Origin of the sequence: Faecalicatena contorta, assembly GCF_001404335.1 — a bacterium.
GTDB classification, from domain to species: domain Bacteria; phylum Bacillota; class Clostridia; order Lachnospirales; family Lachnospiraceae; genus Faecalicatena; species Faecalicatena contortus_B.
Genome location: NZ_CYZU01000001.1, coordinates 180197 through 201852, shown reverse-complemented (window position 1 = coordinate 201852; position 21656 = coordinate 180197). Strand labels below are relative to the sequence as shown.

The following is a 21656-nucleotide window of genomic DNA, read 5'->3' as shown; positions in this document are numbered from 1 at the left end:
ACCTGACAAACGGAATTTTCAAAGGCCGGGGCCGACGGAGGATACCGGGGGCAATCGCCCCGGACCGGCTGAACGGGAAGGACCTTCCCCCGCACTGTCCCGACGCCTGCGGTTTGAGGACGAGGATACCGGACAGGACAGCCCTTCGGGCCATGATGGCCCGAAGTCCAAAAGCGGCAAGTTTCAAGAGGACAGCCGGAAAAGCCGTCCCTCTGACCGCATGAGGCAGGAGGATGAAGCGGGCGGGCCGCAGGATACCGGCAAGGCACAGGAGCCGGAGGGCCCCGCCGAGAAGGCCGGGAGCAAAAAGGACAAGTACCAGAAAGCACAGGCAAAAGCGGAATACGCCGGGGAAAAGCTGGGAAAGGCCCGGGAGAAACTGGACAAGACCGAGGCAAAACGGGCAGCGAAGAAACCGCCGGGGCTTGCGAAGAAACCGCCGGGGCTTGCGAAGAAAGCTGTCCGGGGAGCCCGCACCGAAGCATGGTTTTATCTCCACAACAAAATCCACGAAGTTGAGCATGAAAATGTGGGTGTGGAAGGAGCCCATAAGTCGGAACTTGTGGCCGAGGCCGGAGCCCGGAAACTGACTCGGTATGCCAAACGGAGATACCGGGAGCACCCGGCCCGGAAGGTGGCAAAATGGGAACGGAAGGACATAAAAGCCCGGGCCAATGTGGATTTTCAGAAGATGGCCTCCGAGCACCCGGAGCTTGCCAGCAATCCGCTTTCCCGTGTGCAGCAGAAATGGAAACTGAAACGCCGGTATTCCAAAGAAGCAAAGGCGGCTGCAAAACAGGGCGCAAAGGCCGCAAAGAAAACCGCTGCCGCTTCGGGAACTGCGACCCGTCGGGCGGCGCAGTTTGTGACCCATCATCCCGTGGCGGTGCTGGTCCTGCTCCTGCTGTTGCTGCTCTGTTTTCTTGTGTCGGCGGTAAGTTCCATTTTCCCCACGCTTGGTAGCGGCCTTGCCAATGCGTTATCCGGCACTTCCTACGCCTCGGAGGATACGGACCTGCTGGGCGTGGACGAGGACTACACGGCGCTGGAAAACGAGCTGGCGCAGACGGTAGCGAACATCGAAAGCACCCATCCCGGCTATGACGAGTACCGCTATTCCGTGGACGAGATCGGCCATAACCCCTATGAGCTGGCGTCCTATTTCTCTGCAAAGTACCATGTCTATTTCCGAGAACAGGTGCAGGACGAGCTGCGGGAGATTTTCGAGGCACAGTATGAACTGACCTTGACGGAGGAAGTCGAGATACGCTACCGCACCGAAACCAGCACCGACCCGGAGACCGGGGAAACCACCACCGAGGAAGTCCCCTATGAGTATTACATTCTCAATGTGACCCTCACAAACAAAACGCTGCCCGCCGTGATCCTGCCGAGGCTTAACGAACAGCAGCGGGAAATCTACACCGTTATGCAGCAGCTCAAGGGCAACAAACCCTATCTGTGGGAAGGGATTTACAACGGCGGCGAAGATACCGGCCCCAGCTATGAGATACCCGGCGAGGCGCTGGATGACCCGGCTTTTGCGGCGCTCATGGAAGAAGCCACAAAGTACATCGGCTGGCCCTATGTGTGGGGCGGCTCCAGCCCGTCCACCTCCTTTGACTGTTCGGGCTTTGTCTGCTGGGTGTACACGGCCAGCGGCGTCCACAACCTGCCCCGTACCACAGCACAGGGCATTTACAACCAGTGCGCTATCATTTCCCCCTCCGAGGCAAAGCCCGGCGACATTATCTTTTTCACGGGAACCTATGACAGCCCCGGCCCTGTGTCCCATGTGGGGATTTATGTGGGCGACGGGATGATGCTTCATTGTGGTTCGCCCATCCAATACGCAAACATCAATTCAAGCTACTGGCAGACACATTTCTATGCCTTCGGGCGTTTGTGAGCCAGAGGAAAGGAGTCCTTGCATGAACAAAATCGACAAGCTCGATAAGGAACTGGAAAAAGCCCGGGAGAAGGCTGCCGAGTGGCAGGCCAAAATCCGGGAGCTGGAAAAGCAGAAACAGGAGGAAGAAAACAGCCAGATCGTGCAGGCGGTGCGTTCTCTCAAACTGACCCCCGCCCAGCTTATGGCTTTTCTAAATGACCCCAAAAACAGCCTTGCAGCTTCGGACCACAATGGCCCGAAGCTGGAGGCACCCGAAAAGGAGGACACAGCCCATGAAGAAAACTAAATACCGCAGGCTGGCGGCGATGGCTGCCAGCCTTTTGTGTTGCCTGATCTTTACGGTCCCGGCCTATGCACAGAGCAGCGAGCCGCAGCCGGAGACAGCTCCCGCCCCGGCAGAAACCGAAGCGGAGCCGGAAACCCAGAACCCCTTTACCCCGGACGGGACGGGAACCGTGGTGGACAACGCCACCGACGAGGATGGAAAGGAGTTCTACACCATCACGACCGCAGACGAGAGCGTGTTTTATCTGGTGATCGACAAACAGAAAACCAGCGAGAACGTCTATTTCCTCAATACCGTTACCACAGACGACCTTCTGCCTCTTGCCGAACAGGGTAAGGAACCGCCCAAAGAAGTGACCCCTGAGCCAGAGCCAAAGCCCACCGAACCGGTGGAGGAAGTACCGGAACCCGAGCCGGAGAAAAAGGACAGCCCCCTTCTCTCTCTGCTCCTGATCGGTACGGTGGTGCTGGCCGGCGGTGGAATTGGTTACTATTTCAAGATTTACAAGCCGAAGCATGAGGCCCCGGATTTGGAGGATGATTACTGCGAATATGAGGACGGGGAGCTGGAGGAGATCGCAGAGGAACCCGAGGACGAAGATACCCCGCCGTGGGAGGAAGATACGGAGGAATGAGAATGAATTTTACAAGCAGCCCTTTTGAACGAATGATGAAGGAAGTACCGCACCCCGGCTGGGACAATGACGACCCTTGTAAGGGATGCCGTTACTACAAGGAGTGCAAAGGAAAGAAAAAACAGTGCCGGAAGAAGTTCCGGGCGCTGATCGTGGAGCCCCGCCCTTCGGGCCATCGTGGCCCGAAGTCTTAAATGGACGCCCGGGAGCTGACCCGTGACGAGAAGAAGAAAATCCGCACTCTGGTCACGGGGATGTGCGCCAACTATGACCGGGAAAGCGGCCTATGCCTTCCTCTTGACTGTGCCTGCTATATGCTGCACAAGTGCTGGACAGGGGCGTACTGCCGTTACTTCCGTGAGGCTGTCCTGCCCCTTAACCTGGAGCTTCAAGCGTCGCTGACAACGGAAGGCATCTCCCCGGAGCTGCGGGCCTGTGCGGTCTGCGGAAAGGCGTTTTTGCCCGAGGGGCGTCAAGCCTACTGTTCCGACGCTTGCAAGGCCGAAGGAAACCGCCGGAAAAGCCGGGAACGCATGAGGAAAATGCGGGAGAAAAGGCCGGGCGGCTGTTACGATTTGCCGCCTCCAAAGGCTTGACATTCCGGGCTTTTTTGAGGGTGTTTCCGGGGTGGGAATATCTTATTACATTCCTCCCCGGTCTGCCCTCTTATTTCGTAACATCCAGCACTTCGGGTCATGTTGGCCCGAGGCACAGAAAGGAGGGATCTCTTGGAGACAGTACAAGGATATGTGATTTTGAAAGCTGCCACCTTTGAAACCGGACACGGCTTTGCGTTGGGGCATAATCCGGGAGCGCCGAGCCCCTTTGTGACCTGGCAGTTTACCGAGGGGGAAAACGGCCATCGGGATTACTACTGGGGCCGCTATGGAACCAGTCAGGCGTGGGCGCAGCGGGACTTTGACCGCCGGATGGACGACTATCAGCAGCTTTACCATGCGGCGGTCAAGCATACCGAGCTGGGACCGGAGGGCGTTTACCGCTATTATTCCACCCAGCGCCCCGTGGACATAGGAACTTACCCGAAGCCGCCGGATAACCAGCCTCTTTCCATCGTCAACTACGATGACGACAGGCGGCGTCCTGTGGCGGATGGCAGGCTGATGGCATGGGGCGAACTGACCTACGCAAAGCCGCTGACCGAAAAGCAGATGGAGGATTATGAACTGAAACCAGCACCGGGCAATCCTGACCGGGTGCGCCCATCCATTACCGCCCGGCTCAAAGAAGGAACCAGAGGGCAGGAACCCCAAAAGGAGCCCGGCCAGAAGCGGAGCCATAAAAACCATGAGGAACGATAGAGGAGGATCGCCATGCACGAAAAAGACAACTATCTGAAAACCGCCGAGCTCTCCACAGAGCAGAACTGCAACATGATCGACGGCGTACCCAACAACACGCCCATCCCACCCACGCCCCCGGAGCTGGACGCAAAACCGCTTGATAAGGTAAAGGAACCCAAAGAGCGCCGGAAAGGCCGGGAGCTGGAACGCTGATGGAGAACCGCAAGCGGAATGTCCATCTGCATGTCATGGTAACGCCGGACGAGCTGGCAGCCATCCATGAGCGGATGGCCGAGGTGGGCATTTCCAACGCCGGGGCTTATGTACGGAAAATGGCTCTGAATGGGTATATCCTGCACATCGACCTTGCGCCCGTAAAAGAGCTGATCTCTCTGCAACGGCGCTGTTCTAACAATCTCAATCAGGTTGCCATACACGCACATACCTATGGCGTGTACCCGGAGGAAATCGACGGATTGAAGCGGGACTATGAAAAGCTGTGGGGCGAGGTGTCAAAGGTGCTGCGGGAGCTCTCCGAGCTGGTGGCAAAGTGAGACGAGGGCGGCAGGCTTCCGTTGTGGGGCTTGCCGCCCTCGTCTTTTTATTCTCACTGTATTGTATGATAGAAAAATTTACCGCAATATGGTAAAATGAAAATATCTATCGAAAGTTGGTGAGATTTGATGAGTGAATATTTAAATGAGGATATATGCCAGTTTAGTAATGATGCTTCTGCATCTTCTTTTGGTTGGAATTTTCAAGCAAATGCAGGCATTTTTCTTTTTTTAAAGTATATGCCAGATGCAGCAGATATTAAAATTGAATCCATATCTCAAGATATTGAAATTACTTTGATTGATGAACGAAAGGTTTTTGCACAGGCGAAATCTGCACAAGATAGCACAACCATCAAAGACCAAAAGGAAAAATTTAAAGATGCCATAATATCGTTAGCACGTAATCCGTATAAAGACAACCAATTGGTGTACATTTCTAATATACCTGATACATTTAAGTCGGCTCCAAATTTTTTTAACAATAGTATTATCCCGTACAATGATTGCTTAGCGGGAATACAGAAAGAGATTGACGATACCATCCTTTCAATCTCAAAAAACATTGCAAAAAAAATAAAAAAAGAAAAAGATCCTCTGAAAATCAGAAAATTGGAACAAATAAAAGAAAAAGTTGAGAATTTCCACAAAGAGAATTTATATATATCAACAATATATCCGTATTACGGTAACGAGAAAAACAGATATACCATTATTGGCGATTCCGTTTTAAGTTTTTTGACAGATACCATCGGATTAACAAGAGATGATGCCATTTCCATAAAACAAAAGTTATTGGAGCACTGGCAACTGAATTTTGAACACAACTCTACCATAAAAGATGAGAATAAAAACAAGAAGATTTTGAAAGAAGATTTTACTTGGCCAATTGTAGCTTTTCTGGTTGATGGGAATTTTCCGGATATTGATGATTGTTTATCGTTTTTGCCGGACCAGTCTATAAAAAAAGAGGTTGAACGCGTCATGAATGATCCGAAAAGTTTCTATCATGCACGTTACGAATTTACCAACAAAGTCTTGCAACGCTATGCGCAATTTAAAAATCAATCAATAGGGAAAGCAATTAAAAAACCAGAACTTGAATTTATTAAAGAACACGGCGATGAATTTAGAGACGAATTTGTAATGTTGAGTAATGGCGATAATGAACTAACAGAATATCTAACAAAAGTATTTTTATATAGAATACTTACAAGCAACAGAGTAGTCCAAAAGGTATGTAGCGCAGTCGGGGTGAAAGCATGATTATAGAGAAACTTCTATTACGAGAAGGTATGATAGAAAATTTAGACACTTTTTCAGAAAAGAGAAATCTGATTTATTCTAAGACCAACACAAAAGGAAAATCTACATTTGTTAGACTTCTATTTTATGCGTTGGGGTATCCAATTCCTAATATGCGTGGAATTAAATATGAAGATATTATTACGGAGATAACATTTTCTGAAAAAGGGCAAAAATATACTGCCACTCGGGAAAATAGTTTGCTTACACTTTTCTCCGAAAACAGTCGCATTGAGTTCACACTTCCCAGTCAACATATGAGTTTTTTGTCGTTTGTTTTTAAATATGAAAACATCAAAGTTTTAAAAAATTTATTGGGGTTTATGTATGTTGATCAAGACAAAGGATGGACACTTCTAAATCGTGGAACCGTCATTGGAAAGATAAAATTTAGCATTGAGGAATTACTTGCGGGCTTAAATGGAATTGATATAGATGATTTGATCGAAAAGAAAACCACACTCGAACTAAACAGAGACAAATATTTGGCAATGCTGAATATACAAGAATTGAGTGAGCAAGTTTATGAGCAAAACGGAGAAATATTCATTTCAGACATAGAAAAAGAACTCAACGAAAAAATAGCGTATTGTAACATCAAACTTGAAAATGAAAAAAATGCTTTAAAAGAAATTAACTCTGTTCTTCTTAAAGAAAAGCAATTCTTCGACTATATTGATTCAATGAATTTATCTGTGAAACAGGATGATGTTATAATTCCGGTAAACAGGACTACATTGCTGAATTCGACAGCAAATTATGAATATTTACGAGCGCACAGAAGCATTATAGTGACCAACATAGAAAAGTTAAAACGTGAACGTTCCTCTTATGACGTAAAACTAAGTGAATATCATGCCAAAAATGCACAAATAAGCATGTTTTCTGCTGAATCAAAAGATACCCTTGTTAATAAGCAACTTGCCAATTTTAATATTGATCAGACCGTAGTTGAACAGCTTTTAGATGAAACAAAGAGCGATTTGAAGCATGTTAAAGCCGAAATAAAACGAACGATTAAAAATCAAAATTCTTACATATCGAAAATTTATAAATATGTTTTAGAATATGCAACCCAGCTTAATGTTGATGATAAAATGGTAGCCAAAGAGGATTTCATCTTTACATCAGACTTAAAATCGCTTTCGGGTGCAGTTCTGCAAAAAATGGTATTTGCTTTCAAAGTGGCTTTTTTAAAGGTTATAGAAGAAAGCATGGACACAAAATTGTTTATCGTATTGGATTCTCCCAAGGGAAAAGAGTTAGATGATGACAATATGAAGCTAATTGAAAACTTAGTAAGCACCGAACTATGCGACAATCAAATCTTTTTTGCAAGCATTTATGATCTTGAACATGAAAAACTGATAGAAATTAAGAATCGTGCAATTGAAGGCCGAAACAACTAACAAACAGGGAGAGTACAATTTGTACTCTCCCTGTTTGTTAATTGAGGACAGGATTCACTAATCTTTCGCAACATTTATGTCCCCGGGTAGGCATGATAAAATAGAGATAGAAAGAATAAAGGAGGTTTTGATGATGAAGATACTGCTGAAAATATTGGTTGCTCCCTTTGCTTTAGCGTTGTCCCTTCTGGCGGCTCTGCTGGTGTTCCTGTTTGATATTTGTGCCGTCCTGCTGACGATTGCCTCTGTGATCCTGGCGGTGCTGGGTGTCGCTCTTTTTTTCACGCCGACGCCCATAGGAGGGATTGTATTTCTGTTCCTCGCCTTCCTCCTTTCGCCGTATGGGCTGCAAGCGGCGGCTGGTTCTCTGCTTTGGTCTCTGGACGGAGGCAAGTCTGCTCTGTATCGGTTTCTGGCAAGTTAAGCAGCCTCGGGCCATGTTGGCCCGAAGTCGGGGCGGTCTGGACAGGCCGCCCTTTTTTCATAGAAGGGAGGGCTGATTTCTGGCTACCACAACTTTGTTGCAGCGCCATGCGGGCGAAGGCGAAACGATTGCCGAGGCCATCCGGGATTGTCTGGACTATGGCAAAAATCCGGAAAAAACAGAAAGCGGAAAGTATATCTCCGCTTATGAGTGCGACCCCGTCACCGTGGCGGACGAGTTTCTTCTGACGAAGGCCAGCTATGCCGCCATGACGGGCCGGGAACAGAAAAAGGCCAATGATGTGCTGTGCTATCAGATACGGCAATCCTTTTATCCGGGAGAAATCACCCCGAGGGAGGCGAACCGTATCGGCTATGAGCTGGCTATGAGCTGGACGAAGGGGCGGCACGCTTTTATCGTTACCACACATACCGACAAGCAGCACATCCATTGTCACATCTATTACAACTCTACCACCCTTGACTGTACCCGGAAATTCCAAAACTTTTGGGGTTCCAGCTTCGCTCTCCGTCGGCTCTCCGACAGACTGTGCCTTGAAAACGGGCTGTCCATTGTAGAGAACCCGAAGCCCCGGAGCAAGGGTAAGTATCGGAATTATGGAGAATGGCAGAAAGAACGAAAAGGACCGCTTTCCTATCAGGACAGGCTGCGCCTCGCCATTGATACTGCGCTGGCGGAGCGTCCCGATGATCTGGATGAATTTCTCAATCTGATGAAGCGGGCCGGATATGAGGTCAAGAAGGTTCGGGGCGGCGGTATCAGCTTCCGGCTGACCGGGCAGGGACAGGAACGCTTTACCCGTCTGCGTGCCTCCACGCTGGGGGACGGCTACGACTTGCAAGATATTCTGACCGCCATTGAGGGCAAAGAAAAACGCCCCGGACACTCGGAGCGGAAAATCAGTCTGGCGGTGGATATTCAAGCGAAGCTGGCTGCCGGTAAGGGACCGGGATATGAGCGCTGGGCGAAGGTATTTAACATTAAGCAGATGGCTGCTGCCCTTGCCTATATACAGGACAATGGCCTGACCGATTATGAGCAGTTGGCACAGAAAGCCACCGAGGCAGCAGACCGTTTCCATGCCATTTCCGAGCAGATCAAGCAGACAGAACAGGCCATGAAAACCAATGCTGGGCTAAAAGCCGCAACGGTTCAGTATGCCAAAACCCGACCTGTCTTTGAGCAGTATAAGGCGACGAAGTACAGCCGGAAATTTCTTGCGGAGCATGAAGCCGACCTTGAACTGTACCGGGCTGCACAAGCGGAAATGCGCTCTCTGTTGGGCGGAGCGAAGCTCCCCAAAATGGATGTGCTGAAGGAAGAAGGCCGCAAGCTCACAGCAAAGAAAAAACAGCTCTATGGAGAATACCAGAAGGCACGACGGGATATGCAGGAGATCGTCACGATCAAGGCGAACATTGACACTTTGATGGGCTACACCGAGCCGGGAAGAAAGCAGGAAAAGGAGCGTTAAGGTTATGAAAATAAGGAGCAAAGCGACGCTGACACTTCGGGCCATGTTGGCCCGAAGATACGGGTTTGGGGCGAGCCCCAACAAGCCGCCTTTGTGCCACTTGTGGCCACAGAGGCATTGCTTGCCACTTAGCGGCAGCCCCTAAAATGGCGCAAAAAAACAGAGGCCCTTATTCTGGAACCTCCGTTTCTCTGGCTTTCTTAATGCCCTCGGCTGTGGCTTCTATTACGACAAGCTCTTTTTCATTCATGGAGTTTAGAAGCACATCAATGTGCTTTCTGCAAGAGCTTGACCTTGCCCCTCCATCCGCATGAATAAACTGGTCAACTGAGACGTCAAACATGGTAATGAGTTTAACAAAAAGGTCGAAGCTGGGATACTGCCCCTTGTTCTCAATATTCATAATGGTGCGGGAGTCACGGTCTACTAATTCCGCAACATAGGCTTGTGTCCAGCCCTTTTCTTCTCTGGCTCTTTTGAGCGCCAACCCGAGGCCGTGAAAGTCAAACCTTCTTTCATCTTGGTTCATTCTCATATCACCCTATATCATTGTACATTTCGGGTTGAATTATGAGAATGTAATGAAATTTGATGTAAGGTAGTATTTTATTTCTTGTTTTTGTCTGTCTATTATAAGTTAATATATTTCTATTGGAATAACAACTTCTACGCTTAATCCGTGCGGGGCAGTATCAGAAAATTGAATTGTGCCTTGATGTATTTTCACAATCTGCCGCACGATTTTAAGACCCAGCCCATGCTCGATTTCTCCCGTTTGCTTTTGCGTACTGGAAATATCTCTGTCGTTATTCAATGTGTTTAGTTGCGGCTCACTTATTCCACAGCCATTGTCTATTACAGAAAAGGTACACGTTCTATCACAGCTTCCTACTGATACTTGTATCCTACACCCGTTTGGATTATGGACAATACAATTCCTGATTAAATTGCATAACATCCGATTTAGTAAGGATTGATCGCCAGTAATAGTGATAGCTTTTCCGGGATTATCTTCTGATAGCTCTAATTCATATTTGTCTGATAGGCCATCATTCAAAACTTCACTTACGGCTTGCCTCGCCAATTCTACCGGGACAAGTGTTTGCTTTTGCATAGGCTGCATGGAATATTCCAGTTTTGTAGTCAAATTCAAATTCTCAACTAAATTCTTTAGTTTTTCGCTATGTTTGCGGATAATTTCCGCTTGCTTTCTGGTGGTTTCCGGCAAAGAAGAAGTTTCTTCAATTTCGCTGGCATACCCTAAAATCATAGAAAGCGGCGTGCGTATATCGTGAGAAATACCCCTGATCCATTCGGCGCGGGTGTTATCTTTTTTTAGTAAGTAATCACCGGCTTTATTCAAACCGGCATTGATTTCTGCTAACTCCCCGTTTTCTTCCAGATGAACGGGATGCCCGGATGAAAGATGTCGTATGCCATTCAAAATCGGCTCCATAGCTTTTTCAATCCGGTGGGCATTTCGGACAAATAGATACAACATTAACAAAACATTGATACAGACAGCGGCTAAAAATCCAAACGCTATCGGCCGAACATATTGAGTTTTGATGGAAGTGTAGTAATTCGTTACATATCCCTGCGGGAAACCAACAACTAAAAGGCTGCCTTGTCGATTCCAAATATTAACTGGATAACTGTTAAGATACCAACGGCTGAACATAGCAACGTCCGTTGTGGAATAGTGGCGCGGCAATTCTTCCGGCACATTCATTTCCCAAATTATGTTTCCATTTTCATCCAAAATCATGGCCCATGCGCAAGCATTGTTTAACATGTCCTCTGCCTGTATATCGGCATTGAATTGCCCGTTAGTTTCTGTGATATGATTTGAAAAATCTTCAATCGGGAAATTTGAGTTTTTTACATTCCCTAAATAGGCGGCTGCAAAGAAAGAGGCTACTAACAAAATATTGACGAATAGAAAGAGAATGATGATACTGACTATTGAAAATATATAGCGGCGAAAAAATCGCTCTGATTTGTTCATGTTTGCACCCCCTTAATATTCAGACGATACCCAATTCCTTTAATTGTTACAAGCGCAACTGGTTTTGAAGGATTTTCCTCGATTTTTTCTCTTAGATGTCGGATATGAGTTGCTAATGTACTTTCGTATCCTTGCCAGAAATCACCGCATATTGCTTGACATAATGCGCCTGTGGTAACGATCCTGCCTTGATTTTCATACAGTTTTTCAAAAAGTTGAAACTCTTTGGCTGTCAGCGAAATATTTTCTCCGCTTCTCTGGACGATTGCTTTTTCCAGATCAACCGTAGCAGCTTCAAAGAACACTTTCCGCTCTTTCTCCGGGTAAACGCGTTTCAATATAGCCTGTACTCGAAATAGTAATTCTTTTGGTAAGAATGGTTTTAACAGATAGTCGTCTGCACCATTTTCAAAGCCTACAAATTTATCTTCAGCCTCGCCACGAGCTGTTAGCATTAAGACAGGAATTTTGCTGGTCTTTCGTAGTTCTTTTAATGCAGCAAACCCATCCATACCAGGCATCATAACATCGAGTATCATCATATCTGGTTCTTGTTCCTCACACATTTTTAAGGCTGCCTCGCCAGACGAAGCCGTCAATATTTGTGTAAATCCTGCTCTTGTAAAAATAGATTTTACCATCTCCAACAAATCTGTTTCATCATCAACTACAAGGATTCTTTTATCGTTCATAAGGCACCACCTTTTATTTGTTGCTCTTATTATACCTCAAGATAGGTAAAATGCCTATTCTGACTTTGAAATCTCAAAGTAAACTCAAGGTTGGCTCAATGTTATCTCAAAGTTGATATGTTATGCTGAGTACACAAACAAAAAAGGAGGCATAAGTGATGAACGATTACATTATTGAAACACATAATCTGACAAAAAAGTATGGAAGTCAGACCAGTGTTTCCCATCTGAATATTCATGTGAAAAAGGGCCGTATCTACGGGCTATTGGGACGCAACGGTGCAGGTAAGACCACGACCATGCGGATGTTGCTAGGACTGACGGCTCCCACGTCTGGCGAGGTAACGATATTTGGAAAGCCCTTTCAGGGCAACGAAAAGAATATCCTGCCCCATATAGGCTGTCTGATTGAGTCGCCGGGCTTTTACCCCAATTTGACAGGAACGGAAAACCTAAAAATCTTTGCTGAACTTCGAGGATTAAGGAGCCCCAAATATATCAAAAATGCATTGGAACTTGTTAATCTACCTTACCGGGACAAGAAGTTGTTTTCCCAATATTCTCTTGGCATGAAGCAGCGGTTGGCGATTGCTCTGGCCGTCATGCATAACCCGGAACTTTTGATTTTGGACGAACCGATTAACGGCCTCGACCCCATCGGCATTGCGGAAGTGCGAGATTTTATCCGAGAATTGTGTGATACCAGCGGTAAAACCATTTTAATTTCCAGTCATATTCTTTCGGAAATCTCTCTGCTTGCAGACGATGTGGGAATTATTGACCACGGCAAGTTGCTAGAAGAAGAAAGTCTGAAAGAATTGGAGGCGAAAAACGCCAAGTTCATCCACTTCTGCGTATCGGATGCACAAAAAGCTGCGAAAATTATTGCTGCAACATTTCACAGCAAAGATTTTCGCCTTACAGATGCCAATAATCTGTATCTCTACGATATGACTCTGCCAGTGGAAAAGATTAACCGTTCTTTTGTCGAATCAGGAATTGAGATTCAAGAAGTCCATCTTTGTGAGGATACTTTAGAGGACTACTTCAAAAAGATAACAGGGGGTGAGGGGATTGCTTAACTTGATTCGGTGCGAGTTTTGGAAACTGAAAAGAAAAATGTTCGTGCAGTTGGTATTGGCGGCATCTTTTCTGTTTCCAATCCCGCTAACTGCCATTATCTATTATCTGAACACGGCGCAGAACAAATACGCTACAAAAGCAGCAGCTTTTGACGCCCTGTGGCAATCCGTAATCGGTTTTGGTATGTTGCTACTTCTTCCCTGCATTTTAGGAATTGTTGCAGCACTCCTCTTTTTTATGGAGCGAGATAACGACACCTTTAAAAACCTACGGACAATTCCGATAACAAGTTCACAGATGGTTATCGCAAAGTGCATTGTTTTATTATTGCTTAGTATTGCGTTTTGTATATCTTCGACTGTAGCCTCTATCCTTTGCGGTTTTGTCTTTTTCGGAGTGACCGATATTTTGTTTAAGGTATTGTTTTCCGCTATTTACGGATTATTGATTGCGATTAGTGCATTACCGCTGATATTGCTGATTATATTTTTCAGCAGATCCTATATTTTTTCCATTATGCTTTGTGTATTTTATAGTGTATTCAACCTGCTCTCAACATTTTCTATGACAGCACTTCCAAAATGGCTTGTACTTACTCTGCCTACACCGAGCATTATGTTGTGGGGAACCCAGCAAATGTCTTCTCGTACTGCTATAAACGACACAGAGGATTTGCAGAACTTCATTCAAATGGGATTGATACCTTCTACTCCTCAACTAATTATAACTTTGGGGGTAATTGGGGTTGTTTCACTTCTTCTGGCGGTCTATCTTTATAAGAAAAGGAGTGAGTGAAATGGTAACAATTATAAAAACCGAGTTTATGAAGCTGAAAAGATATTTTATTGTCTGGATTGGCGTGTCCCTCATGCTTCTTACAGTTCTGCTAACCTTGTTTACTACAATGGCCGATGACGGAATGGTATGGGACTACCAATTTCTTTTTGAACAGGTAGTTAAGCATTTTGTAACAATGATTTTCCCAATGTGTATCACGCTGATTAGTGGGTATATGATTTCCCGTGAATATACAGACGACACATTAAAAAATATTGAAACATTACCCATTTCATTTAGGAAACTTCTGGCAGGTAAATTGATTGTTTCTGCAATTCTGTCGCTTTTCTTAGGAATTGTGTGCTTTGTTTTCACAGTCATTGCAAATTTTATCATGGGATATGATGGATTTGCTTTGATTCCTGCGCTTACAGGATTGGTGCAAATGGCATTGTTAGGATTCTTCCTTTACTTGACAATGCTGCCCATTATTGTTCTGACAAGCAGATATAAAGGGAGTTTCCTTGTAGGGGTTATCGTCGCTTTTGTATATGGGTTTATAGGAATGTTTGCAAATGGGACTTTACAATCTATATATCCTGTCTCCGCTGCGCTTGGTTTAATCAATTATCGAGCTGGGGCAGAAGGAGTTATGTGGAATAAAGGACTGTGTTTTATTAGCATTCTGATTATGTGTGCTATTGGAATTGCTTTGATGTTTGTAAAACAGAAACCAGAAAAGAGAGAAGCTAAAAAAACACAGCACACAGCACCTAAAAAGGGCTGGTAAAAGAAAGAGAGGTAACCTTTATGAGTTCTAAGAAAAAAATAGGAATTGTGATTGTCGTTGCTGTACTAGCAATTACTTTTATGACTGTAGCTTTTCTCACTACGCAAACCAATACAGACTACTATACGCAGATTGATAACCGATGGGTAACAGATATTGCACCGCATGGTGCGATGAACTATAAATACACATTGGTTGCTTATGATGAAAGTGGTAATGCGAAAGACGTTACTTTTGAAACAAGCAAAGTTCTCACAGATGGTGCGTATCTGTGCTTGAAAGTGGCTCCCATCAGAGGGGTTGTAACATGGGCTGAAATGCAGTTTGATGAATTACCTTCTTCTGTTCAAGAAAAATATAAAGAATAACCCCGCAGGACAATAAAGGTGCCTGTAATGAAATATATTTAGATCAGCTGCCACACGACGGCAAAAGAAAAAAAAGCCGTCGTACAGCAGCCCTTTTGACACGCCCATACGACTAGCGGCGGCTTTGATTTTCAGAGCCGCCGTTTCTTTCGTTTATCCTAAACCAACGACGACCTAACACCGTGTAAATCCACGGCGGCATATAGGAGGATTGCCGCCGTGTCTATTTTTGTCTTTTTTCACAGTACCCATGACCTACATCAGTTAAAAAAAGCATAGCTCCCCCTCCGGGTTATTCCGGCTATGTATGCGAAATTTGTTGGAACCTTAACTATTATGTCATTTCATGCGTCCGTGTGGCTTCATGCCGCCCGGGCGCTTTTGTGTTCTTATGGGGCTGCTTCGGGTCATGTTGGCCCGAAGTCATTCCCCGGTGTCGCTCCCCGCCGCCTTCGTTTCGGTCACTCGTCAACCAACAACCGAAACGGAGGTCAATATGGCTATTATCAATTTGCGGGACTATTACCCATTCTATACATCAGATTGCTTCATGGAAGTATCGGAAGAAGTTGCAGAAATGTTCAAAGAATTTGATCGTAAAGAGGCTGCCTACCGGCTGCGTACATACCGCCACAAAGCCTACTATTCCCTTGATCGGGATGATGGGCTGGAGCATGAGGCTGTCTTTGTCGCACTTTCGCCCCATGAGCTGTACGAGCGAAAAGTTACCATGCAGGAACTTCACGCAGCGATTGCCAGTCTGCCGGACAAACAGGCAAAACGGATTTATGCTCATTTCATTCTCGGCATGACCAAACAGGACATTGCCCGGGCAGAGGGCGTCCATGAAAAAGTGGTTCGTGTCGCAATCGAGCGAGGTCTGCGGCGCTTAGAAAAAATTTTGAAAATTTCTTTGTAAGGCGTACCGATTTAGGCCGGAAAATGAAATGGCTTATGAGAGGTAAAACACTTCGGGTCACAATGGCCCGAGGTTCAGACAAGCCTCATGCAGATTGAAAATTGAATAAAAAGACACCCGGATACGAAGGGGAACGCGCTGTGTGACAGACCCGCCATGACCTCGGATTTCAGAGAATACAGTCTTTGTAAAACTGAGCGAGCGAACAGGTCCATGCCATAGGTGGGGCAAGGCTGGCTCCACCGGAACAGGTGCAGGCCCCGGATACTTGCGTTTAGTCACAGTCCGAGCGTTGAAGCGGCCTTGCAAGCCGTGAGCCGTCGCAGGCAATGAGAACGCCTTGCCATCAGAATGGGGAGAGTTGAAATACTATGGGGCATGAAGCCTATGTCCGTCCGGTGTGTCTGAAATGAAGTGAAAACCTATGGGGAGCCCCCGGCAATGCTGTCTGATGATAGGCCAACCGATCCGGCGCGGCTCCCCATCTTTTCAAAAAAGGAGCACTTTATGGGAAATGCGTTTGGAATGATCCCCGGCTTGGAACCGGACGAATGGAGCAATGACGCTTGCCGTGGTTATGTCATTATGGCAATGGAGAACTGCGGATTTTCAAAGAAGGATATACGGCGTGTTGTGGGGCAGCTTTATGAAGTATTTGACCTCAACAGCGTGGAGGACGCCAAAGAAAAGTACCATTCCAGTCCTTACTGACCTCGGGCCACATCGACCCGAAGTGGAGAAAACTCAAAGGGCGGCACCTGCCGGGTGCCGTCTTTTGACATTTCCCCACGGGACAAGTGGGAAAGGCTGGCATATACACGCACTTTCGCAAAGGAGGTTTTCAATGACGCAAGCTGTCACTTATGAACGAGAAACAAAGTCTGTCGCATTTCAAGGGAAGATCATTGTGCTGGAAAGCCTCACGCCGGTACTTCCCCCGAAGGAGAAAGCACAGCGCAAAAAAGAAATTGAGCGTTGTCTTTATGAGGTGTTCAGCAAATATGGGGACAGATTTCCCTAATCATTCGCAACATTGTTGTCCGGGGCTGCTGATGGTATAATATAGTTGTAAGGTTGGTAGCTCCATTCCAACAAGGAAAGGAGCCCAATATGGAATTTATCAGAGAAGATTGTATTTACGCAAGACAGTCAGTAGACCGCAAGGACAGTATCAGCATTGAAAGTCAGATCGACTTTTGCAAGTATGAATTGAAAGGTGGGAGCTGCCGGGTATTCAAGGACAAAGGCTATTCCGGTAAGAATACGGACAGGCCGGAGTTTCAAAAGCTACTGGGCGAGATCCGCAAGGGAAAGGTCCGGCGGGTCATCGTGTATAAGTTGGACCGTATAAGCCGCTCTATTCTGGACTTTGCAACGATGATGGAGCTGTTTCAAGAGTATGATGTGGAGTTTGTATCATCCACAGAAAAGTTTGATACTTCGACCCCGATGGGCCGGGCCATGCTGAATATCTGCATTGTATTTGCCCAGCTTGAACGTGAGACAATTCAGAAGCGTGTCACAGACGCCTACTATTCCCGGTGCCTGAAAGGCTTCCACATGAGCGGGCAGGCACCATACGGTTATCAGTTAGAGCCTACTGTGGTAGAGGGTATCCGCACAAAGAAAATGGTTGCCGACCCCATAGCCGCCGACCATGTACGGCTGATGTTTCAAATGTACGCCGAACCGGAAACCTCCTTCGGAGATATTACCCGATACTTCGAGGAACAGGGTATCAAGATTTACGAGAAGTCAATGGTTCGGAGTTTTCTTTCCCAGCTTTTGCGAAACCCCGTTTACGCACAGGCCGACTTGGAGCTGTACGAATTTTTCAAGAGTCAGGGTGCAGCGATTGTCAATGACGCTTCTGACTTTGCCGGAACAAACGGCTGCTATCTCTATCAGGGGCGGGATGTGAAAGAGGACAAGGACAGGTGCTTAAAAGACCAGATACTTGTTATCGCTCCCCACGAAGCACTCATTTCCTCTGACACATGGCTGAAATGCCGGAAAAAACTTATGGCAAATACCACCTTCCAGCAGGGACGGAAACCGAAGAACACTTGGCTGGCCGGAAAAATCAAATGCGGGCATTGTGGGTATGCGCTGAAAGCCACCCATGTACCCAACAGCACCGGATATTTCCGCTGTACCAAACGGACGGAAAACAAAGGCTGTCCGGGCTGCGGGAAAATCCGCAAAGAAGAATTTGAGCAATTCATTTTCTCGGCCATGCAGGAAAAATTCAAAGACTTTCAGATACTCCACGGCAGAGAGGAAAAAGTCAATCCGAAACTTACCGCCTATCAAGTGGAGCTGGCACAGGTAGAGGCAGAAATTGAAAAGCTGCTGGACACGCTGACCGGAGCCAATGCGACCTTGCTTGCCTACGCTAACAAAAAAATTGAAGAACTGGACACCCGACGCCAGACCATTTCAAAGGCAATCGCCGAATTGAGTGTTGAAACCATATCGCCCCAGCAGATAAAGAAGTTGTCCTATTATCTCGACAACTGGGAGAGCATAGATTTTGACGACAAAAGAAAAGCCGCCGATGGTTTGATCTCTACGATCAAGGCCACCAGCGACCGTGTTCAGATAGAGTGGAAAATCTGACATTTCCGCTCTATCGCCCCTCATTTCTATTTTATCTTGTTTGTACCCCTTGTACACCGATGTTTACATCCGTTCAGGTATATATCAGTTATGCCTGCAATTCCGTCAAAAACCAGGCTAAGTGAACGGTATTTGTCACATTCATCTAAACAGAATTTTTTGCGGTACCAGCCTTTGAGCCCCCTGCGGTATCCATGGTCTGCGGGGGCAGTAAGGTCAAGCTCCTGGCTGTGCTGCCAGTCATGGGGGAGATCCACTGTCTCCCAGATCGAATCATCAAATTCCAGAGCCGCAGCGCCTGTAATCCCGCCGGCTTTTGAAAAGCCATAGACGGCTCCATGCGACATGGATTCCGGTAAAATACCAAAGTCCCCCAGTGAAAATTTCCATTCTCTGTCAAAATTATATCTCATTTGTTGTCTCCTTATCTATTTTTACTGTACCTCTGGTTCGTTGTTTTGTCAGGTAAGTATGTTTCTGTGTCTGAAAATGATTCGATCTGAACATTCTCGTCTTGTAGTTGTGGTTTATTATATCATTGACGATTGTCCAATAGTTATTAATAACGCTCCCAAAAAGAGCATATTCGACCATTTATTTAGATGTCTATTTAAAAATCTGTTAAAACAACCTATTCGGCAGCATGTAAACCTTATACCGGAATACTATCCCGCACACAAAGCGCCCCATACCCCATCTGGTTATTCGGCCACCGATCAAATCCCGGAAGTTCTCTCGCCCCTCTCCGCAGATAGGCCTTCACCTTCTCCCCATACAAATAGGAGTCATTCCCTTTCACAATCCCCCACTCCATCAGCAGTGCCGCGCTTCCGGTCACAAAGGGCGCGGCAAATGAAGTTCCGGTGAACTGTGCATAGCCCCCGCCGGGCACCACAGTCGTTACGTTTACCCCCGGAGCCACAAGATCCGGCTTTGGCACCGCAGCATACTCATAGAGCGCCGCCGGCCCCCGGCCCGAAAAGTCTGCATAACTGAATGTCAGACTATTATATGCACCCACGGTTATCACCCGGAGTGCCGTAGAGGGTATGGTGAGCGTCGTATCACTCTTTGGAAATAAAAACCCGGTCCCTATATTCAGTGCGCTCTGACTGGGCAGCCACATCTCATATTCTCCTGTCACCACCCTGCGCGGCGATAGGATAATCTGCCATACGCCGCTGTCTATATAGGTCTGTCTGGGCAGGAAGTCAATAAATATTTCCTGCTTGACGCTGTACGGTTTCGGTTCCCCATAATATAGAAGTATCTCCGTATTACCCAGGATAAATCGCTGAGAGCCAAGGATCTCCTGAATCGGGCCCACCCGCACTCCCGATGGGCTGATCAGGGAAATATCCACTGTATCCACATAGGATTTCCAAAGCTGCACATTGACCGTGGGCTCGTTAGCCTGTACCCCCAGCTGCACACTTTCTTCCACATTCACTGTCAGCCTGCCGGAGGTGTGGCCGGCACTGGTTCCTTCATTTCCGCTGCCCACACAAACTGCACACTTCCAGTAATTAGAAATATCATCCAGAAAGCGCTCCAGCAGGGAAGTTCCGTCGTGGGAACCATATGTATTTCCAAAACTAATATTCACGGCCACAGGCATTTGGTACTCCAGAGCTTTGCGAACCGCATAATCTACCCCCATCATCAGTTCCGTTGTTCTGGGGAAGCCTTCATCCCGGGGAATTCCCAGCTTAACGACAAGCAAATCACTGGCCGACGCCACCCCCGCATACTGGCGGCCAGGACTCCCGGCGCCGTTGCCCGCTGCAATTCCTGCGACCGCGGTCCCATGGCCCGAAGTATCCCTGCTTGGCACAATTCGCTCCCGCGCCTCTCTGGAGTCCTGTGCAAGAGCCTCGTTGATCTGCTCCTGTGTATATTCCGTGCCGATGGCATAGCCTTCCGGCGGGCTGCCCGGAATCGTCTGATCCCACAGAGCCCGTATTCTGGTGGTTCCATCCGGATTTCTGAAGTCCTCGTTGGCATAATCAATTCCACTGTCTATTACGGCAGTCAGCACGCCGTTTCCGAACAAAGAAAAAGGAGTTCGCTGCACCGGATTGATGCAGGAAACTCTCTTTCCGTTCGCCACCTGAAAAAACAGCCTCTTTGGTTTTTCAATATACTCTATCTGGGGAATGGATGCCAGCCTGTCAATCACAGATTCCCGTACTGTGATAACAGCATACTCATTTGTCAGTTCCGTCACAGACGTTGCCAGCGCTCTCACCGGATCAAGGGAACCCGAATACTTAATCACCAGATCCCATTCTCTGTCAATCGGGTTATATCCCACCTCCAGCTCCAGTGACTTGACGCGTTCTTCTTCCGTAGCATCTAATGCAAGGTTCAGCAGATTCTCTACTTTCTGGCTCATATCCCGCTCCTTTTGACTATTCAGTTAACAGATGGTTCTTACCCGTTTGGGTATATCTTTTCTGGCTATCTTCCTTCTCCCTTATATGCAGCATATGCATATGGCAGAAAATACCCCTGCGCATGGCGGCAGACCGGACATACAGCCGGAGCCTGTTTTCCCTCGTGGATATATCCGCAGTTCGTACAGATCCATTTGCTCTCATTCTCACAAGCAAAGTATTGGTTGGTCTCCAACATGCCGGCTATTTCACCAAAACGAACCTGGTGGATGTGTTCAATCTCTGCGATCTGATAGAATGCAGACGCAGCCTCTAAAAAGCCTTCTTCCTTAGCCACATCACCAAATGCCTGGTAAACATCCTCATATTCCTCTTTTTCGTTGTGCTCCGCAGCTCTCAGAAGCTCAGCCAAAGTCGTCTGCTGATCTACCGGATAACCGCCGTCAATAAAGATTGTCTCACCGGACAGATCTTTAAGCAGCTCGTAATATCTCTCCGCATGGGCGCGCTCCTGATCAGCCGTATACAAAAAGATGTCGGCAATCGTATACATTTTCATCTCTCTTGCCTTATCTGCAGCGATCGTATATCTGTTTCTTGCCTGACTCTCCCCGGCAAATGCTCTCATCAGGTTTTCTTTTGTTTTACTTTCTGAAAAATTAACAGCCATAATACACACTCCTT

The 21656-nt window shown here is 47.0% G+C and carries 26 protein-coding genes; 20 read left to right on the top strand and 6 right to left on the bottom strand.

All coding sequences use genetic code 11. The features are described 5' to 3' along the window. Positions 1-220: 220 nt before the first annotated feature. The 12 genes from ARB69_RS01045 (at position 221) to ARB69_RS00990 (ending at position 9320) form a co-directional block, all read left to right on the top strand. On the top strand, positions 221-1909 hold the full coding sequence (locus ARB69_RS01045; RefSeq protein ID WP_055150062.1) for a C40 family peptidase: 1689 nt from the start codon (positions 221-223) through the stop codon (positions 1907-1909). 22 nt (positions 1910-1931) lie between these two features. Then, positions 1932-2198 carry a DUF4315 family protein gene (locus tag ARB69_RS01040; protein ID WP_055150059.1) on the top strand — a complete coding sequence of 89 codons (267 nt, stop codon included), beginning with the start codon at positions 1932-1934 and terminating at the stop codon, positions 2196-2198. Further along, the gene (locus tag ARB69_RS01035; protein WP_055150056.1) at positions 2185-2832 is read left to right on the top strand and encodes a DUF4366 domain-containing protein; all 648 of its coding nucleotides are present in this window, start codon (positions 2185-2187) and stop codon (positions 2830-2832) included. The genes ARB69_RS01040 and ARB69_RS01035 overlap by 14 nt, the downstream gene beginning before the upstream one ends. Then, positions 2829-3026 carry a hypothetical protein gene (locus ARB69_RS01030; RefSeq protein ID WP_005927616.1) on the top strand — a complete coding sequence of 66 codons (198 nt, stop codon included), beginning with the start codon at positions 2829-2831 and terminating at the stop codon, positions 3024-3026. Before ARB69_RS01035 ends, ARB69_RS01030 begins: the two co-directional genes overlap by 4 nt. Next, positions 3027-3428, top strand: coding sequence for a cysteine-rich VLP protein (locus ARB69_RS01025; protein ID WP_055150053.1), 402 nt, complete (start codon positions 3027-3029; stop codon positions 3426-3428). A 99-nt stretch (positions 3429-3527) separates the two neighbouring features. Then, positions 3528-4151: a hypothetical protein gene (locus ARB69_RS01020; RefSeq protein ID WP_055150050.1), complete on the top strand. Its 624-nt coding sequence runs from the start codon at positions 3528-3530 to the stop codon at positions 4149-4151. 12 nt (positions 4152-4163) lie between these two features. Then, on the top strand, positions 4164-4346 hold the full coding sequence (locus ARB69_RS01015; protein WP_003500078.1) for a DUF4316 domain-containing protein: 183 nt from the start codon (positions 4164-4166) through the stop codon (positions 4344-4346). After that, positions 4346-4687 carry a plasmid mobilization protein gene (locus ARB69_RS01010; RefSeq protein ID WP_015564333.1) on the top strand — a complete coding sequence of 114 codons (342 nt, stop codon included), beginning with the start codon at positions 4346-4348 and terminating at the stop codon, positions 4685-4687. Before ARB69_RS01015 ends, ARB69_RS01010 begins: the two co-directional genes overlap by 1 nt. Positions 4688-4816: 129 nt before the next feature. Next, positions 4817-5953, top strand: a complete 1137-nt coding sequence (locus ARB69_RS01005) for a hypothetical protein (protein ID WP_015552615.1) — start codon at positions 4817-4819, stop codon at positions 5951-5953. Then, entirely contained in the window at positions 5950-7401 is a 1452-nt protein-coding gene (locus tag ARB69_RS01000; protein ID WP_055150047.1) for a hypothetical protein, read from the top strand. Before ARB69_RS01005 ends, ARB69_RS01000 begins: the two co-directional genes overlap by 4 nt. Positions 7402-7534: 133 nt before the next feature. After that, positions 7535-7825, top strand: a complete 291-nt coding sequence (locus tag ARB69_RS00995) for a CD1845 family protein (RefSeq protein ID WP_055150043.1) — start codon at positions 7535-7537, stop codon at positions 7823-7825. 79 nt (positions 7826-7904) lie between these two features. Then, entirely contained in the window at positions 7905-9320 is a 1416-nt protein-coding gene (locus ARB69_RS00990; RefSeq protein WP_055150040.1) for a relaxase/mobilization nuclease domain-containing protein, read from the top strand. 169 nt (positions 9321-9489) lie between these two features. Here the strand turns inward: ARB69_RS00990 and ARB69_RS00985 are convergent, their stop codons facing one another. The 3 genes from ARB69_RS00985 to ARB69_RS00975 all read right to left on the bottom strand — a co-directional run bounded on the left by ARB69_RS00985 (position 9490) and on the right by ARB69_RS00975 (position 12020). After that, positions 9490-9855, bottom strand: a complete 366-nt coding sequence (locus ARB69_RS00985; protein WP_005927604.1) for a helix-turn-helix transcriptional regulator — start codon at positions 9853-9855, stop codon at positions 9490-9492. Between the two features lie 102 nt (positions 9856-9957). Then, positions 9958-11328, bottom strand: coding sequence for a sensor histidine kinase (locus tag ARB69_RS00980; RefSeq protein WP_005927602.1), 1371 nt, complete (start codon positions 11326-11328; stop codon positions 9958-9960). Continuing rightward, on the bottom strand, positions 11325-12020 hold the full coding sequence (locus tag ARB69_RS00975; protein ID WP_005927600.1) for a response regulator transcription factor: 696 nt from the start codon (positions 12018-12020) through the stop codon (positions 11325-11327). Before ARB69_RS00975 ends, ARB69_RS00980 begins: the two co-directional genes overlap by 4 nt. A gap of 158 nt (positions 12021-12178) precedes the next feature. Between ARB69_RS00975 and ARB69_RS00970 the strand changes: the two genes are divergently transcribed. The 8 genes from ARB69_RS00970 (at position 12179) to ARB69_RS00940 (ending at position 18576) form a co-directional block, all read left to right on the top strand. After that, on the top strand, positions 12179-13102 hold the full coding sequence (locus ARB69_RS00970; protein WP_055150037.1) for an ABC transporter ATP-binding protein: 924 nt from the start codon (positions 12179-12181) through the stop codon (positions 13100-13102). Further along, positions 13095-13898 (top strand): ABC transporter permease, encoded by an 804-nt coding sequence (locus ARB69_RS00965; protein WP_044960734.1) that lies wholly within the window; start codon positions 13095-13097, stop codon positions 13896-13898. The genes ARB69_RS00970 and ARB69_RS00965 overlap by 8 nt, the downstream gene beginning before the upstream one ends. A gap of 1 nt (position 13899) precedes the next feature. Then, the gene (locus tag ARB69_RS00960) at positions 13900-14670 is read left to right on the top strand and encodes an ABC transporter permease (RefSeq protein WP_005927592.1); all 771 of its coding nucleotides are present in this window, start codon (positions 13900-13902) and stop codon (positions 14668-14670) included. A gap of 20 nt (positions 14671-14690) precedes the next feature. Continuing rightward, complete coding sequence (locus tag ARB69_RS00955) at positions 14691-15038, top strand: YxeA family protein (protein ID WP_005927589.1); 348 nt, start codon at positions 14691-14693, stop codon at positions 15036-15038. Between the two features lie 496 nt (positions 15039-15534). Then, a complete protein-coding gene (locus ARB69_RS00950) occupies positions 15535-15957 on the top strand; it encodes an RNA polymerase sigma factor (protein WP_027643547.1) in 423 nt (140 codons plus the stop codon). Positions 15958-16464: 507 nt separating this feature from the next. Further along, positions 16465-16668, top strand: a complete 204-nt coding sequence (locus ARB69_RS00945; protein WP_117506436.1) for a hypothetical protein — start codon at positions 16465-16467, stop codon at positions 16666-16668. A 133-nt stretch (positions 16669-16801) separates the two neighbouring features. Beyond that, positions 16802-16978, top strand: coding sequence for a hypothetical protein (locus tag ARB69_RS27055; RefSeq protein WP_005927581.1), 177 nt, complete (start codon positions 16802-16804; stop codon positions 16976-16978). Between the two features lie 89 nt (positions 16979-17067). After that, positions 17068-18576 carry a recombinase family protein gene (locus ARB69_RS00940; RefSeq protein ID WP_055150034.1) on the top strand — a complete coding sequence of 503 codons (1509 nt, stop codon included), beginning with the start codon at positions 17068-17070 and terminating at the stop codon, positions 18574-18576. A gap of 26 nt (positions 18577-18602) precedes the next feature. Here ARB69_RS00940 and ARB69_RS00935 read toward each other — a convergent pair whose 3' ends face one another. From ARB69_RS00935 to rbr, 3 genes are all read right to left on the bottom strand, one after another. Then, complete coding sequence (locus tag ARB69_RS00935) at positions 18603-18989, bottom strand: sugar-binding domain-containing protein (protein WP_055150031.1); 387 nt, start codon at positions 18987-18989, stop codon at positions 18603-18605. 239 nt (positions 18990-19228) lie between these two features. After that, a complete protein-coding gene (locus ARB69_RS00930; RefSeq protein WP_055150028.1) occupies positions 19229-20971 on the bottom strand; it encodes a S8 family peptidase in 1743 nt (580 codons plus the stop codon). 65 nt (positions 20972-21036) lie between these two features. After that, complete coding sequence (rbr, locus tag ARB69_RS00925) at positions 21037-21642, bottom strand: rubrerythrin (RefSeq protein ID WP_050641724.1); 606 nt, start codon at positions 21640-21642, stop codon at positions 21037-21039. Positions 21643-21656 lie beyond the last annotated feature (14 nt).

Coding starts and splice junctions, on each gene's coding strand:
- ARB69_RS01045 (WP_055150062.1), top strand. CDS start 221: ATGAGGCAGGAGGATGAAGCGGGCGGGCCGCAGGATACCGGCAAGGCA.
- ARB69_RS01040 (WP_055150059.1), top strand. CDS start 1,932: ATGAACAAAATCGACAAGCTCGATAAGGAACTGGAAAAAGCCCGGGAG.
- ARB69_RS01035 (WP_055150056.1), top strand. CDS start 2,185: ATGAAGAAAACTAAATACCGCAGGCTGGCGGCGATGGCTGCCAGCCTT.
- ARB69_RS01030 (WP_005927616.1), top strand. CDS start 2,829: ATGAGAATGAATTTTACAAGCAGCCCTTTTGAACGAATGATGAAGGAA.
- ARB69_RS01025 (WP_055150053.1), top strand. CDS start 3,027: ATGGACGCCCGGGAGCTGACCCGTGACGAGAAGAAGAAAATCCGCACT.
- ARB69_RS01020 (WP_055150050.1), top strand. CDS start 3,528: ATGTTGGCCCGAGGCACAGAAAGGAGGGATCTCTTGGAGACAGTACAA.
- ARB69_RS01015 (WP_003500078.1), top strand. CDS start 4,164: ATGCACGAAAAAGACAACTATCTGAAAACCGCCGAGCTCTCCACAGAG.
- ARB69_RS01010 (WP_015564333.1), top strand. CDS start 4,346: ATGGAGAACCGCAAGCGGAATGTCCATCTGCATGTCATGGTAACGCCG.
- ARB69_RS01005 (WP_015552615.1), top strand. CDS start 4,817: ATGAGTGAATATTTAAATGAGGATATATGCCAGTTTAGTAATGATGCT.
- ARB69_RS01000 (WP_055150047.1), top strand. CDS start 5,950: ATGATTATAGAGAAACTTCTATTACGAGAAGGTATGATAGAAAATTTA.
- ARB69_RS00995 (WP_055150043.1), top strand. CDS start 7,535: ATGAAGATACTGCTGAAAATATTGGTTGCTCCCTTTGCTTTAGCGTTG.
- ARB69_RS00985 (WP_005927604.1), bottom strand. CDS start 9,855: ATGAGAATGAACCAAGATGAAAGAAGGTTTGACTTTCACGGCCTCGGG.
- ARB69_RS00980 (WP_005927602.1), bottom strand. CDS start 11,328: ATGAACAAATCAGAGCGATTTTTTCGCCGCTATATATTTTCAATAGTC.
- ARB69_RS00975 (WP_005927600.1), bottom strand. CDS start 12,020: ATGAACGATAAAAGAATCCTTGTAGTTGATGATGAAACAGATTTGTTG.
- ARB69_RS00970 (WP_055150037.1), top strand. CDS start 12,179: ATGAACGATTACATTATTGAAACACATAATCTGACAAAAAAGTATGGA.
- ARB69_RS00960 (WP_005927592.1), top strand. CDS start 13,900: ATGGTAACAATTATAAAAACCGAGTTTATGAAGCTGAAAAGATATTTT.
- ARB69_RS00955 (WP_005927589.1), top strand. CDS start 14,691: ATGAGTTCTAAGAAAAAAATAGGAATTGTGATTGTCGTTGCTGTACTA.
- ARB69_RS00950 (WP_027643547.1), top strand. CDS start 15,535: ATGGCTATTATCAATTTGCGGGACTATTACCCATTCTATACATCAGAT.
- ARB69_RS00945 (WP_117506436.1), top strand. CDS start 16,465: ATGGGAAATGCGTTTGGAATGATCCCCGGCTTGGAACCGGACGAATGG.
- ARB69_RS27055 (WP_005927581.1), top strand. CDS start 16,802: ATGACGCAAGCTGTCACTTATGAACGAGAAACAAAGTCTGTCGCATTT.
- ARB69_RS00940 (WP_055150034.1), top strand. CDS start 17,068: ATGGAATTTATCAGAGAAGATTGTATTTACGCAAGACAGTCAGTAGAC.
- ARB69_RS00935 (WP_055150031.1), bottom strand. CDS start 18,989: ATGAGATATAATTTTGACAGAGAATGGAAATTTTCACTGGGGGACTTT.
- ARB69_RS00930 (WP_055150028.1), bottom strand. CDS start 20,971: ATGAGCCAGAAAGTAGAGAATCTGCTGAACCTTGCATTAGATGCTACG.
- rbr (WP_050641724.1), bottom strand. CDS start 21,642: ATGGCTGTTAATTTTTCAGAAAGTAAAACAAAAGAAAACCTGATGAGA.